The sequence below is a fragment of the Paenibacillus sp. FSL A5-0031 genome (assembly GCF_001956295.1).
Classification (GTDB): Bacteria; Bacillota; Bacilli; order Paenibacillales; family Paenibacillaceae; genus Pristimantibacillus.
On the sequence record NZ_MRTD01000001.1, the window covers coordinates 264,506 to 279,810 of the forward strand.

The 15,305-nt window shown below is 44.8% G+C and carries 8 protein-coding genes; all 8 read left to right on the forward strand.

The genetic code is table 11. The annotated features are described in order from the left end of the window. The first annotated feature begins 160 nt into the window (after positions 1 to 160). The 8 genes from BK120_RS01080 to BK120_RS01115 all read left to right on the forward strand — a co-directional run bounded on the left by BK120_RS01080 (position 161) and on the right by BK120_RS01115 (position 15,237). The gene (locus tag BK120_RS01080; protein ID WP_076265625.1) at positions 161 to 1,198 is read left to right on the forward strand and encodes an autoinducer 2 ABC transporter substrate-binding protein; all 1,038 of its coding nucleotides are present in this window, start codon (positions 161 to 163) and stop codon (positions 1,196 to 1,198) included. Continuing rightward, the gene (locus tag BK120_RS01085) at positions 1,188 to 3,023 is read left to right on the forward strand and encodes a cache domain-containing sensor histidine kinase (protein WP_076266089.1); all 1,836 of its coding nucleotides are present in this window, start codon (positions 1,188 to 1,190) and stop codon (positions 3,021 to 3,023) included. Before BK120_RS01080 ends, BK120_RS01085 begins: the two co-directional genes overlap by 11 nt. Before the next feature lie 2 nt (positions 3,024 to 3,025). Further along, positions 3,026 to 4,675, forward strand: coding sequence for a response regulator transcription factor (locus BK120_RS01090; protein ID WP_076265626.1), 1,650 nt, complete (start codon positions 3,026 to 3,028; stop codon positions 4,673 to 4,675). A 224-nt stretch (positions 4,676 to 4,899) separates the two neighbouring features. Then, positions 4,900 to 6,414: a sugar ABC transporter ATP-binding protein gene (locus tag BK120_RS01095; protein ID WP_076265627.1), complete on the forward strand. Its 1,515-nt coding sequence runs from the start codon at positions 4,900 to 4,902 to the stop codon at positions 6,412 to 6,414. 15 nt (positions 6,415 to 6,429) lie between these two features. Then, positions 6,430 to 7,473: an ABC transporter permease gene (locus tag BK120_RS01100; RefSeq protein WP_083681465.1), complete on the forward strand. Its 1,044-nt coding sequence runs from the start codon at positions 6,430 to 6,432 to the stop codon at positions 7,471 to 7,473. 4 nt (positions 7,474 to 7,477) lie between these two features. Beyond that, the gene (locus tag BK120_RS01105) at positions 7,478 to 8,467 is read left to right on the forward strand and encodes an ABC transporter permease (protein ID WP_076265628.1); all 990 of its coding nucleotides are present in this window, start codon (positions 7,478 to 7,480) and stop codon (positions 8,465 to 8,467) included. Positions 8,468 to 8,535: 68 nt separating this feature from the next. Then, entirely contained in the window at positions 8,536 to 9,633 is a 1,098-nt protein-coding gene (rhaS, locus tag BK120_RS01110; protein WP_076265629.1) for a rhamnose ABC transporter substrate-binding protein, read from the forward strand. 180 nt (positions 9,634 to 9,813) lie between these two features. Next, entirely contained in the window at positions 9,814 to 15,237 is a 5,424-nt protein-coding gene (locus BK120_RS01115) for a family 78 glycoside hydrolase catalytic domain (RefSeq protein WP_179089714.1), read from the forward strand. Positions 15,238 to 15,305: the final 68 nt, after the last annotated feature.

Genomic DNA, 15,305 nt, shown 5'->3' on the forward strand with positions numbered 1-15,305 from the left:
AGTAGCTATGAATTCCAGCGAGGGGTGGCGTCAATAAAAAGAAGAATTCAATTGATTTAGGTAAACGCTTTCAATGCTAAGGCAGTTGTTAAGCCACTACGAATTTTTTGTCATCATTTAATGAAACTATCGCAAACGGTTAATGGAAAAGGGTGAAGGCATGTTCAGGAAAATGATTGTTATCCTGTTATTATTTTTTACTGCAACCGCATGTCAGGGGCGTTACTCACAAAGTGAATATGACGTGATCCATTCCATTAAATCGAATTCAACCTCAGAGAAACAGGAAGATCATCGAAAGTACACCATCGGCATCGTACCAAAAGTGATGGGGATTTCTTATTTTAATGTCGCAGAAGAAGGTGCGATGGAAGCAGCTAATGATTTAGACGTTAATGTCATTTATGAAGGGCCACCAATTGCAGATGCATCAAAGCAGATTAATGTGATTAGACATCTTATCAATTTGTCGGTAGATGCGATTGCAGTTTCTGCAAACGATCCAGAAAAGCTGCTGCCCATCATTCTGGAAGCCAAAAGCAAGGGGATCAAGGTCATTACGTGGGATGCAGATACGAATCCAGAAGGCAGAGATTTTTTTGTCAACATGGTCGATACAGAGACATTAGGCCGCCATTTATTGGATACGCTTGCATGGAACACCGAGGAAACTGGCGAATACGCAATTATGACAGGAGCTTTCTCTGCTTCTAATCATAATGAATGGCTGAAATGGATCAAACATCAGCAGAGTGAGTTTTATCCCAAAATGAAGCTGATTGATATTGTAGAGACGGAAGATGATCCGCAAAAGGCTTATGAGAAAGCAAAACAACTGTTAGCCAAGTACCCGAATCTTGCAGGCATTATCGGCAATTCTTCTGTAGGGCCACCAGCTGCCGCACAAGCTGTAAGAGAAGCTGGTAAGACAGGTCAGGTCAAAGTTGTCGGTCTCTCCACGCCGAATTTGATGCGCGATTATTTAAAGGACGGCTCTGCACAAATGTCGACACTTTGGAGCCCCAAAAAACTTGGATATTTAACTGTTGTGCTTGCAAAAAATCTACTCGAAGGCAAGCTGCCGTATGATGGTCAAGACATTTATAATGTCGGCACTATTAGGGTGAACGGGGATACGGTCATTATGGGAGAACCGATCGATTTTACAGCAGAGAATGTGGATCAATATGATTTTTAAATTTCCAGAGCAACTGCGCTTCAGAAACTATCGGCTCAGCTCCAAGCTAATATTAGTTTATTTACTGCTAAGCGTTATCCCCATGTCGCTGCTCGGTACTTTTTCTTATTTGCAGTACACAAAATCAATTGAAGAACAAATTGGTGAATATATGCCCCGTTTTCTGTATCAAGCAAATGCGAATATTACGAAGCATATGGAGGATTTTGCAGAGCTGCATACGTTAATGTTCAACTCTGACAATATGATCGCTATTTTGCGTCGCGACTCCTATCAGAGCCGTTCACAGCTGAATCAGGACCAATTCGAGGTAAACAATTATTTAGCACGTACTTATTTAAATACGGGGAACCCCGATGTTATGGGTGTTTTCATATTTTCGAAAAACAGGTTTTTTTACAGTGCGAGGTCAAAGTTCACAGGTCTTAATGCGGATAATGCTTTTATCCCTTATGGCCAGGATCTTGATTTACGGGGAAAAGCGAAAATTATTCTTCCTAGCCAAATCAATCTGACATTCGAGAATAACGAACCCTATGTACTGATCATGAAACAGATGAATGATGTGGATAACCGCAAAAGCCTGGCGACGATGCTGGTTGCGGTGAAGCTCTCTTTTATTGACAACATATTGCGGGAGTTTGAACAAAATAATACAGCGGATTTATGGCTGATGAACCGTGAGGGCGAAATAATCTTTCATACAGATGAGGAGAAAATAGGAGATTTTGATCAAGAAATAAATCGATATCCCATTCTTAACGGCAGCTTTCGAAAAGGGTCAGGGAAAAAAGCGGTGATCGTCAGCCTTAGCGAATCGAATGATTTTGATTGGATACTAGCTCATAGCATACCGCTAAAATATTTAACAGAGCGTACAGATTTGGTGATGAATGTGACCATCTTTGTATTTATTTGCTTTGTCCTTATTACTTCGATCATTTCGATTTTCTTCGCAATGAATGTAACGCGGCCGATCAAGAAGCTTTCCCGTCTAATGAAGGATGTAGAAATGGGCAGGTTTCAGGTGGACCTTAAGGTCGAAAGCAATGATGAGATTGGAGCACTCGCGCGCAGCTTTAATTCGATGGTAGCTACGATTCATGAGCTGATCGAAACGAATTTTGATATCAAAATTAGACAGAAGGAAGCAGAGCTGTACGCCCTGCAGTCTCAGATCAATCCGCACTTCATGTACAATACGCTGGAGACCATTAACATGGCGGTAGAGGACGGCAGATCGGAAATGGTTGTCGAGATGGTTACACTGCTTGGCCGTATGCTTCGTTTTTCGGTTAGCAACAAAAACAAATTTGTAGCGATTGCGGATGAAGTCCAGCATATTAGTAATTATTTGACCATTCAGAAATATCGATTCAATGATCGGCTGTTGTTTGAGATCGATAAAAAAACGGACATCGAATCCTTTTATACACCCAAATTTATTTTGCAGCCGGTTATTGAGAATGCCATTAAATATGGTCTTGAAACCCGTAAAGCACTTGATATTCGGCTAAGCATTAGTCGTGAATTTGGTGCGCGTTCAGGTGAGGAAGATATCGTTTTTCGCATATGGGACAACGGTCCGGGTATCGATCATGATCGATTGGAGAAGCTCGAGAGGTCACTCAGATCGGAGACACTAGCCCACAAGGATTCTGGGTTTGGGCTAAGCAATGTAAACGCTAGAATTATGATTATGTTAGGCCAGCAGTATGGGTTGCAGCTTCATAGCATTTTTGGCAAGGGAACAGAGGTTATTATCCGTATTCCTGTCATCACCCTAAACGATGTGGCAGAAAAATCGAAAAGCAAGGAGGAGTAAGCATGCACAAGGCGATCAGAACATTGATTGTAGATGATGAAGAAATGATTCGAAACGGCATTGCTAGACTCATACGCTCTTGCGGTGAGGGGTGGGAAATCGTTGCGACGCTGTCTGATGGCAAAGAAGCAATGGATTATTTGCATCAGTCACAAGGAGCAGTAGATTTGCTTATTACGGATGTGAAGATGCCTGTGATGGATGGTCTAACGTTAATAAGCGAGGGCAAACGCCATTACTCCTTCTTCCCGCTCGTAATTAGTGGTTATGATGAATTTCAATATATTCAGACAGCGCTTCGAGAAGGAGCTGTTGATTATTTTTTAAAGCCGATTGACCGGGAACAGTTTAAGAATCGAATGGCAGAAATCAAGGTGAAAATCGAAAGCGGACGGTTTCAGCATATGAAATGGAATGAGATGGAACGAAAATCAGAGGAGCTAAAAACATCGCAGCAAGTGCAACTGTTAAGCTATGTCACTTCGGCAGGGCTCGATATTTCGCGGCTGGGATATTGGGTGGATGAGTTTCCGAAAGGCCGGTACGTCCTTCAATATGTAGGCCTTGATGCTCTTCCTGTAAAGACAAGAAGTTATACCCCAAAAGACTGGGAAGCTTATGTTTATGTGCTTGAGAATATCATCAAAGAAATGGTAGAGAAATGTTCGAATGAATCAGAAATCATAGGATGGTGCTGGAGAGGGGACGATTCGAATTTTTGGATATTGCTGCATCTTTCCGAGGCTTATGGCGAAAACAACGGTTTATTAGAAAAAACATCGATCGAGCTGTCTGGTCAAATTCGTTCAGCGATTCAGTCCTACACGCCATTTACAGTTTCGGTTTCATGCGGCAGCTCGATTGAGGATTTATATTTGCTGCCAGAAGCAAAGGATCAAGCCTTATCATTAATGTATTATCGTTTATTATATGGCGGCAATCAGTTGTTTGGCCGAGATGGCATTCAATTCAAGACGGAGAGTTCTTCAGACCAAATGGATAATGAGCTTGTACATATTGCGCAGAGAATGAAGCAGGCAGTCGAACAAGTAAATGAGCAAGCAGCGGTTCAGTTTACGAAGGAGTTTTTTGCTCGTCTTGAAAAAATGGATTCGCCAGCCGCGATTCAACGAGCAATAATGAACGCATTTATTCTTATCCATTCGGTCGGCGTTGAAATGAAAGTGAATACGCCTATGTTAGATTCGCTCGAGAGCCGACTTCAAACGATTAAACGGGCGATAAATCTTAATGAGCTCAAAGTGGAACTCGATCAGCAGATCGCTCAGCTTGTTCTGGAAATGAAGCGAATGCGTCAAAGCGGCAGCATGAAGCCGATAGAGCAGGCCAAAGCTTGGATCATAGCTAATCTACAAGAAGACTTAACGATTAAGCGTATAGCTGAGCAAGTTTATATGAATCCCTCTTATTTCTGCCGACATTTCAAGACGCAAACAGGCGAAACGATTCTCGATTACATCACGGGTCTTAGAATGGAGAAAGCAAGGGAGCTGCTCATTGATTCACAATTAAAGCTCTACGATATAAGCGTTCAGGTTGGTTATCAGGATGTGAAGTATTTCAGCAAGCTATTCAAGCAATGGTCTGGGGAGACGCCATCTAAATATCGAGAACAGAAGTTTTCGAAATGATAGTCAGTATAGTAGAGAACCCAAAGGGTAGGCCTAGCGCCTGCCTTTTTATTTTGTTCACAAACAGCGATACAATGTGGATTCCATATACAAAGCGAATACACTCCCCCATAAGTAACGAATGTCTCCTTCTTCACGATCTGCAATTTCGGTAAGGTAGAGCTAGAAGGAAGCAAGAAGCAGCAGCATGTAGAGAACAGCGAAGGATGGAGGGTGATTCGGCAATGGCCGAGTACATTTTGGAGCTAGAGGGAATTACAAAAACTTTTCCAGGCGTCAAGGCGCTTGATAATGTCTATTTTAAGCTAAAGCCCGGTGAGATTCATGCGTTGATGGGCGAAAATGGAGCGGGGAAATCAACCTTTATTAAGGTGATTACCGGTGTCCACCCAGCAGATGTCGGCGAGATCCTCTTTGATGGACAACGCGTGGATTTTAAAAATCCTACGGATGCGAAGCGGATGGGTATTGCAGCCATTTATCAGCATGTTACTTGTTATCCTGACTTAAGCGTCACAGAAAATATATTTATGGGGCATGAGAAAATTCAAAAAGGGACTAAGCGGATTCTTTGGAACGAAATGCATAAGGAGGCCGATAAGCTTCTGAAGGAGCTTGGCGCAGCATTCAGCCCCAAAACGCAAATGGGAGCATTAAGTGTAGCGGAGCAGCAAATCGTCGAAATTGCGAAAGCGCTTTCTGTTGATGCGAAGATCATTATTATGGATGAACCAACAGCTGCTCTTACCAATAGGGAAAGCGAAGACTTATACCGGATTACAGAGCGTTTGCGTGACAAGGGAACAGCTATTATTTTTATCTCACATCGCTTCGAGGATATGTATCGACTGGCCAGCAAGGTGACCGTATTCCGGGATTCCAGATACATCGGAACTTGGAATGTGGATGAAATATCGAACCAAGATCTAATTATTGCGATGGTAGGTCGTGAAATTACGCAATTGTTTCCAAAGAAGGAAGCGCAGATTGGGGAAGAATTGCTTCGGGTTGAAGGTCTGGGCAGAACCGGCTACTTTGCTGATATTTCTTTTGCGCTGCGAAGAGGGGAAATTTTAGGGTTGACTGGGCTCGTTGGGGCAGGACGGACTGAGGTTTGCCAAAGCATCTTCGGCATTGAGCGAAGCGATAAAGGGAAGGTGTTCTTCAAGGGGCAGGAAGTGAACATCCGAAAACCGATCGATGCGATGCGTATGGGGATTGGCTACTTGCCGGAGGATAGGCAGAAGCAGGGGCTCGTTCTACAGTGGAGCATCGGTAGAAATATTACATTATCATCGCTTGAGAAGATTTCAAGCAAAGGTGTTCTTAACACCGATAAGGAAGCGAGCATCGCTAAGCAGTTAGCTGAGAAGGTAAATGTTAAAGCAAAAAGCATATTTGATTTGGCCAGCTCGCTCTCAGGCGGCAACCAGCAGAAGGTTGTATTTGCAAAGCTGCTGACTGCTGATGTGGATGTCATCATTTTGGATGAACCAACCAAAGGTGTGGATGTTGGCGCCAAATCTGCCATTTATGAAATGATTAGCGATTTGGCATGTCAAGGGTATGGAATTCTGATGGTATCGTCCGAGATGCCTGAAATGATTGGGATGTGTGATCGGGTAGCCGTCATGCGCGAGGGCCGGATAACGGCTTTTCTGGATCGCGATTCGATCTCGCAGGAAGCGATACTTCAAGCATCAATGGCTGACGATCGCCCTCTTATACAACAACATTAAAGGTGGGCATGACACATGCAGGAGAGAGAACTCAGTACGAACGGTATAACCGCAGCTTCGCTTAGAGCTACAAGGCCAACGCTTAGCGCTAAGATCGCCAAATTCAGAGAGCTAGGACTACTCGGATTTATTGTTTTGCTTTCCATTGGCGTTCAGCTTCGCAACCCCAGCTTTTTGACCTTGGAAAATATAAACGATATGGTAACGAACACCGCAATATTAAGCATATTGGCTGTGGGGATGATGCTCGTTATCGTTACCCGCGGAATTGACCTTTCCATTGGTGCAACATTGGCTCTTTCAGGCATGATCGCGGCACAGACGGTCAGTGCATTTCCAGAAATTCCAGCTGTCGTCGCCCTTCTGATCGGCACTCTAACGGGACTTGTCAGCGGTGTGATCATTGGTTTTCTGGTTTCCAAAATCGGTATCCTGCCCATCATAGCCACACTTGGGATGATGAACGTGTTCCGCGGGTTTACTTATCTAACTAGTGGAGGCAAATGGGTTAGTGCACATCAAATGCCTACAAGTTTCAAAGTGATGGCAACGGGAACAACGCTCGGAATCAATAATCTTATCTTTATTGCAATCCTCATTTATTTCGTCGCTTATTATTTCGTTAATCATACCCGTACGGGCAGACAAATTTATGCTGTTGGAAGCAATCCAGATTCGGCAGTAATAAGCGGCATTAAGGTAGACAAAATTTTATGGCTCGTATATTCCATTATGGGCGGTCTATCCGGCTTAGCGGGGGTGCTATGGGTATCCAAATTTGCATCAGCGCAAGGTGATACGGCATCGGGTTATGAGCTCAGCGTAATTGCTGCGTGTGTACTAGGCGGTGTGAGCATTGCAGGCGGTTCTGGCAAAATATCGGGCATCATCCTTGGCTCTATTTTGCTAGGTATTTTGAATAATGCACTTCCTTTGATTAACGTATCGCCCTTTTGGCAGAACGGCATTCAAGGCGCAATTATTTTGATCGCGGTCCTTATTAATGCAATCGTCAAGCGGGGCGTTGATCGCAACAATCTTATGAGGAGGAAAATCTAACGCTATGGAGCCGAGAATTGTTACGAATAAGCAGGATTTTTCCTTCAAACGGTTTTTCCTTCAGTGGGAATGGATGTTGGTTGTATTGTTTCTTGCCATAACCGTCATGAATATGAATCTATCAGAGTTTTATTGGGATTACGATAATTTGCGAGATGCAACAATGGGTTTTCTGGATAAAGCATTTATCGTGCTCCCTATGGTGTTCATCATCATCCTCGCAGATATCGATATATCCGTCGCATCGATTGTGGCTCTATCGTCTGTTATTATGGCGGACTTATTCAATAATGGTGTCCCTATTGTGCTAGCTATGGTCATTTGTTTGGCAGTGGGCACCCTTTGCGGATGGATTAACGGCATCCTCATTGTGAAGTACAAGGAATTGTCCGCGGTCATCATTACTTTGGCAACGATGATTATATATCGGGGAATCGCCTACATTATTTTGGAGGATCAAGCAGCAGGATCTTTTCCAGAGTGGTTTAGCTATTTGGGCTGGGGGTACGTGGGACCGATTCCGTTTATCTTGATCGTTTTTGCGGTATTTGCCATAGTGTTTAGCTTACTGCTGCACAAAACCGTGTTCGGCCGGCAATTGTACGCGATGGGGAATAACATCAATGCGGCACGCTTCTCAGGCGTGAATGTCGATCGTGTAAAAGTAATCGTCTTTACGCTTGCAGGACTGATGTCCGCTGTGACTGCTTTGTTTCTAACTTCCCGTATGGGAAGCACGCGTCCTAATATTGCGATGGGGTATGAACTCGATGTCATTGCCATGGTTGTTCTTGGCGGCATTAGCACGGCTGGAGGAAAAGGAAGAATGGTAGGAGCCATACTAGCGGTCTTCCTCATAGGTTTCCTTCGTTATGGTTTAGGATTAGTCAACGTACAAGCGCAAATTCTGCTCATTATTATAGGCTTGCTGCTTATATTCGCCGTCGCTGTTCCGAGGCTTAAAGTAGGTCGGAGTCGTACGAAGAAAACTTAAGTTGGTGCAATACAGTCGATCGGCTGTTTTGTATATAAAGGATTGGACAAAAAAAGGGAGGAAAAACAATGAAAAGAAACAAGGTGTTATCCGTATGCTTAACTGTTTTGCTTACGATCTCGATGTTAACCGCATGCGGAGGAGGCAACAGCGGCAGCAATTCCAAAAATACGGGTAGCAACAAGAGCGAAGTTACAGAGAAAAACAAGGGAAATGACACAACGGACAGCACGAAAAAGAAGAAATATGCCATTATCTTTAAAAACACGGGCAATCCATACGGTGAGAAGCAAATGGAAGGCTACAAAAATGCTGTTGAAGAGCTCGGATATGAAGCGATTTTGAAGGCGCCTGATCAGCCGACAGCAGAAGCACAAATTCAAATGATTGAAGAGCTTATCTCGCAAAAGGTGGACGTGATCGCGATTGCGGCAAATGATCCGGATGCGCTCCAGCCGGCGCTGAAGAAGGCGATGAATCAAGGAATTAAAGTCCTTTCTTTAGATTCAGCGGTAAACGCAGCCAGTCGAATGGTTCATGTAAATCAAGCAGATCCTGAGCGTATCGGCCGCACACTAATTCAAGGCGTATCGGAAATGATTGGCGGCGAAGGCGAAATTGCGATCCTGAGCGCGACATCGCAAGCGACCAACCAAAACACTTGGATCGAATGGATGAAGAAAGAGCTGGAGGATTCGAAATACAGTAAAATCAAGCTCGTTAAAGTGGCTTATGGTGATGATTTGCGTGATAAAAGCGTGTCTGAGACAGAGGCGCTCTTGAAATCTTATCCGGATCTGAAAGGTATTATTGCACCGACGACAGTAGGAATCGCGGCTGCGGGCAAGGTTTTAACGGATAAGGGTCTCACTGGAAAAGTGCAATTGACCGGTCTTGGCCTGCCAAGTGAAATGGCGGAATATATCGTGAGCGGCGTATGTCAGTGGATGTATTTGTGGAATCCGATTGATGTTGGTTACTTGTCCGGTTATGCAGCAGATGCATTAGTGAATGGCAAGATTACAGGTGCGGTTGGGGATAAACTGACAGCTGGCAAACTAGGTGAGAAAGAAGTCGTGAAAGATGGTGAAGGCACGCAAATTATGCTTGGCGATCCCTTCAAATTCGATTCCTCTAACATCGCTGAATGGAAGGATGTTTATTAAAACAACCTTTCATCATTACACATAATCGAAGAATGAGAAGATTGGCCGGGTAGTCGTTGAAGGACCTGCAGCAAGCAGGATATCCTTTTTTGTACTCCCGGCTATTTTTTTATGGATTTATGCTTAGTTTTCCAAATTGAAAGCGATACCATTGTGATGAAAAAGGGAGTGTTTTGGCAAATGAGTAGTTTGTTCAGGAAGAAGCTGCTTGGTTTATTTTTAGCAACTGTTCTTGTCATTGCTTTATTACAGCCAGTAGTCGCATTCGGAGCAGAAGGAACGGTCCAAATGACTGCATACGACTTGCATACAGAGTATAGCCATAACCCAATCGGAATCGATAACACCAAGCCGAGACTCAGCTGGTTCCTTGAAGCAACAGAGAGAGCACAAATGCAAACTGCCTATCAAATCATTGTCGCTTCAGAAGGGAGCCGTTTGGCTGGCAATGAAGGAGACATATGGGATTCTGGCAAAATCATGTCCAGCGATTCCAACAATGTGGAATACAAAGGAGAAGCTTTACAATCTGGAAAACGTTATTTCTGGAAAGTGAAGGTTTGGGATAACAATGATCACGCTTCAGCATGGAGTGAACCGGGCTCGTGGGAAATGGGATTGCTCGCGCCAGCTGATTGGCAAGCCAAGTGGATTGCCGCCTCCACACCTGCGACCGTGCCGTCTAGCTATTCCATCGAGCTGGATTTTACAATATTAAATGATGGGGCTGCCATTTTGTTTGGCGGACCTAATGCCTCCAATAATTTTTTCTGGCAGTTTAATGTAAAAGAAAAAGCGTATGCCCAGTTTCGGCCACACACGAATGTCGGCGGTACGAAGCTTATGAAGGAATTAGATATTTCACGGGTCATTCCGAATGACAAGCAATTGAATGTTGCTTATCATCTGAAAATTGAAGTGAATGGCAAAGAAATCAAAACCTATATCAACAATGAGTTAATCGACACGATGAAAAATGACAATATTTCGTTCGGTCCTATTGGATTCCGCCAGCATAAAGACGCAAGGACGAATGAGCGCGCCTTGTTCGACAATATCATCATTAAGGATGAACACGGCAAGGAGTTGTTTCAAGCAAATTTTGATGATAAGGAAGCAGCAAGCTTTGAAGGGGGGCAATTAACGGAAGATGGAAAACTTCTCGTAGAGAACGGCACCTTTTATCAGAAAGTCGAGAGTAGAAGCTCACCTATGTTGAGGAAAGATTTTGAAATAGCGAAGCCAGTGCGTAAAGCGACTGTTTACTCGACGGCGCTTGGACTTTATGAGCTCAGCCTAAATGGGACACGGGTAGGCAGCGATTACTTTAATCCAGGATGGACGGATTACAATAAGCGTTTGCAGTATCAGACCTATGATGTAACCGACATGCTCCTTGAAGGAGGAAATGCGGTAGGGGCAATGCTGGGTGACGGCTGGTACGCGGGAAATGTGGCACATGTTGGTCCAAATCAGTACGGAACAGAGCTGTCGTTTTTATTCCAATTAAAAATTGAATACGAGGATGGCACAAGTGAAACGGTAATGACCGATACTTCTTGGCATTCAACGACTTCGGGACCCGTTCGCTATTCCGACATTCTAATGGGAGAGACATATGACGCTCGCAAAGAAATGGATAAATGGAACCGTTCGAATTATGACACTTCATCATGGAACGGTGTAAAAGAGGTCAGCCATTTCCGCGGGAAGCTGGTTGCACAGGTAGGCCCTACCGTCAAGGCGACGGAAGAATTGAAGCCGATCTCAGTGAAGCAGCCAAGTGCCGGCACTTACATTTTTGATATGGGACAGAACATGGTTGGCTGGGCAAGGTTAAAAGTCGAAGGCACTGCCGGAACGAAAGTGAAGCTGCGGTTTGCCGAGATGCTGAATGATGATGGGACGCTTTACACGGAGAACTTGCGTACAGCTAAACAAACAGATGAATATGTCCTAAAAGGAAGCGGGCTTGAGCAATATGAACCGCATTTCACATTCCACGGTTTCCGTTACGTAGAAGTGACCGGATATCCGGGTGAACCTGCTTTAGATAGCATAACGGGGATTGTTGTTCACACCGATACACCGAAGACCGGGACATTTGAAACCTCAAATCCGATGGTCAATCAGCTTTACAGCAACATCACATGGGGACAACGCGGAAATTTTTTAAGCGTTCCAACAGACTGTCCGCAGCGTAATGAACGAATGGGCTGGACAGGAGACGCGCAGGTGTTCGTTCGTACTGCTACCTATAACATGGAAGTTCCAGGGTTTTACGAGAAGTATATGCGGGATGTTGTTGATGCTCAGGGGGCAAATGGAGCGTTCCCGGACGTTGCGCCAAATGTTAGCGGGATGGGTAACGGAAGCAACGGCTGGGGAGATGCAGGCGTTATTATCCCATGGACATTGTATTTAGCTTATAACGACACTTCCGTTATCAAAGAGCATTATGATGCGATGGCGAAATGGATCGAGTTTCTCAAAACGAACAGCAACAAGCTCATTCGGTCAGCCGGTGGTTACGGAGACTGGTTGAGCGTGAATGAAACCACACCAACGGATGTGGTGAATACGGCCTATTTTGCATACAGCACGAATTTGTTGTCCAAAATGGCAGCGATTATTGGGAAAACAGACGATGCGGAGAAATATAGTCAATTATTTAAAGATATTAAAGCTGCTTTTAACACCGCGTTTGTTGGTTTGGACGGACAGATCAAAGGCAATACGCAAGCAGGTTATGTGTTTGCACTGCACATGGATTTATTGGATGGAGATATCAAGAAGAAAGCTGCTGAGCATCTAGTTAACAATATTAAGAGTAAAAACTGGCATCTGTCGACTGGTTTTCTTGGTGTAGGTTATTTGCTGCCGGTACTTACAGAAGCGGGCTATACAGAGGTTGCTTATCGCTTGTTGACGAACGATACGTACCCCTCATGGGGATACAGCATCAAAAATGGCGCAACGACCATTTGGGAGAGATGGAATTCCTATACACAGGAGAATGGATTCGGTGACGCAGGAATGAACTCTTTTAACCATTATTCGCTTGGCTCCGTTGGAGAATGGATGTTCCGCTATGCGGCAGGAATCGAGGCAGATCCTGAGCAGCCCGGATTCAAACATATTATCATTCAGCCTACACCTGGAGGTGAGTTTAGCCATGTGAATGGAGAATACAAGTCTATTTATGGCTTGATCAAGAGCCGCTGGGATCAGGAAGGCTCAGCCTTCAAGCTGAATGTGACGATTCCAGTTAATACAACAGCGACTGTATACATTCCAGCGGTAGATAAAGCATCCGTGAGCGAAGGCGGACAGCTTGCTGAAGAAGCCGTTGGTGTCAAGTTTTTGCGAATGGAAGGGGACAAAGCGGTCTATTCGGTCGGATCTGGAGCATACTCGTTCGCAAGTACAATGGCTGATTCCAACTTAAAGCTGGAAAGCATCAACTTAAGCAGCAAAGCAACGAAGCTGCAGCAAGGTGAACAAACTCAGCTCACATTAAGCGGAAGTATGGATAATGGTCTGGAAGCCGATTTCACTAACGCTGAGATCAAGTATGAGAGCAGCAACACTAATGTGATCAAGGTTGCTGATAACGGAATCGCAGCTGCAGTTGGACCCGGCTCCGCAGAAATTACAGCAACTGTAAAATCAGGAGAAGTTGTGCTTACTTCCTCTATTAAGTTGATCGTAGTTACCGGGGCGAATCTGGCGTTAGGCAAAAAGGCAACCGCACGCGAAACGTTGGAGATTTCGCCAGAGTGGGGGGCAGCAGGGCTCACGGACGGCAATTTAGCGCGAAAATATTCATCAACAGGATCTCCTTCGCAATCTCAGGAAAACAACCCGCTTTGGGTAGAGATTGATCTGGGTGCCAATCAAGATCTGAATAGTGTGGTGTTGTATCCAAGAACGGACTCCAGTACAAAAGATTCACGAACCGCTTCCTACCCTATCGATTTCCTTATTCAGGTTAAGGCTGATGGAGGAGATTATATAGAAGTAAAGAGGATGACTGGAGAGCCGAACCCGTTGATGCTGCCACAGCTGTATACGTTTGAAAACCAAACCGCTAGATATGTGAGGCTGTCGGTCAATAAGCTTGGGGATATGGCATCAGACGATATTTACTATAGGCTCCAATTAGCTGAGCTGGAGGTATTTAACAATCAAGCTGGTTTGCCCGTTACTGGCATAAGCTTGGATCGTACTTCGCTTGAAATGAAGGATGGAGAAAGCATCGAAATTGCTGCGACAGTGTTTCCGGCAAATGCTGCAAATAAGCGGGTACATTTTGAGTCAAATCTCGAGAACATTATCATCACGAACGTTCATTATGATGAAGCAAGTGATACTACCAAAGCAACTGTAACAGCAACCAATAAGGGAGCAGATCAAGTAAATGGCGTCATAACTGCGACGACAGAAGATGGCAGCAAGACGGCTTCGCTAAATGTTACGGTAACCGCAGCTTCCGCAGAAAAAGATATGGCTGTTTTATCAGGAAGTGACACTGTTGTAGCAGGACAGGGAACGGAGTGGACGGTCGGTGCAGAAAATGTTAGCTCAAGCTTCACAGCACTAGATGTTATTGTTCATTATGACCCGCAGAAATTCGAATTCCAGACGGTTGGGGAAAGTACTTACCTCTCGCTGGACCCATCGGTCATTCAGTCGTTGAAACCGAATTTCGAAGTGTTTGGAACGGCGGTTAAACCCGAGCTTGGCCAGATCCGGATCATCATGGTCACTTCAGGCCAGCAGCAAGCGGGTATTGACGGTGGCAATCTGTTCCGCCTCCACGGGAAGGTGAAACCGAGTGCGTCAGCAGGCAATACAACGGTATCGCTGTCTGATTTCCAAGTATCGGATAGTGGCAAGGGAACAATGATGAATGTATCGCGAGCTGTGCTCTCGATGGAAGTGCTCCTCGCTGACAAAACAGCGCTGAATACGGCAATCGAACAAGCGCAGGCGTTACATGATGCCGCAATGGAAGGCACGCAGCCGGGCCAGTATCCAACGGGTTCTAAGGCGGCATTGCATGCAGCAATCAACAGTGCGATTGATGTGAAGAATGATCCGAATGCGACTGTTACGCAAGTCATCGCAGCGCTTAACGGCTTGAATGCAGCAGTAAAAGTATTTAACGAATCGGTGATCCCATCAGCACCTGGTGACAGGACGGAGTTAAACCGATTGATTGCAGAAGCACAATTAAAACATGACAGGGCAATCGAAGGTACAAAGGTCGGCAAGTACGCTGCGGGATCAAAAGCGCTGCTGCTGGCAGCCATTAACACAGCCAAGAATGTAGGAAGCAGCCAGTGGCAAATAGATGAGGCTGTAACGATACTAAACAAAGTTCTTCAAGTTTTCAAAGCGAAGATTGTGACACTGATCGAGGGACAAACGAAGGTTACGATTCGAGATCTGTCGATCATAGCGAATTTCTATGGTGTCACCTCCAAAGATCCAAACTGGTTTGAAATTGAGAAAGCAGATGTAATCGGCGCAAATGTAATCGACATTCGTGTATTAGCTTCCATTGCGCAAATGATTCTTGAAGAGTGGAGCTTGGAATAGACATACGAATTTCGAATAGGAGGCAGGCACACTAACCTGCCTCATAAACTCTGCTATGAAAGGATTCA

Coding starts and splice junctions, on each gene's coding strand:
- BK120_RS01100 (WP_083681465.1), top strand. CDS start 6,430: ATGCAGGAGAGAGAACTCAGTACGAACGGTATAACCGCAGCTTCGCTT.
- BK120_RS01090 (WP_076265626.1), top strand. CDS start 3,026: ATGCACAAGGCGATCAGAACATTGATTGTAGATGATGAAGAAATGATT.
- BK120_RS01105 (WP_076265628.1), top strand. CDS start 7,478: ATGGAGCCGAGAATTGTTACGAATAAGCAGGATTTTTCCTTCAAACGG.
- BK120_RS01115 (WP_179089714.1), top strand. CDS start 9,814: ATGAGTAGTTTGTTCAGGAAGAAGCTGCTTGGTTTATTTTTAGCAACT.
- BK120_RS01085 (WP_076266089.1), top strand. CDS start 1,188: ATGATTTTTAAATTTCCAGAGCAACTGCGCTTCAGAAACTATCGGCTC.
- rhaS (WP_076265629.1), top strand. CDS start 8,536: ATGAAAAGAAACAAGGTGTTATCCGTATGCTTAACTGTTTTGCTTACG.
- BK120_RS01080 (WP_076265625.1), top strand. CDS start 161: ATGTTCAGGAAAATGATTGTTATCCTGTTATTATTTTTTACTGCAACC.
- BK120_RS01095 (WP_076265627.1), top strand. CDS start 4,900: ATGGCCGAGTACATTTTGGAGCTAGAGGGAATTACAAAAACTTTTCCA.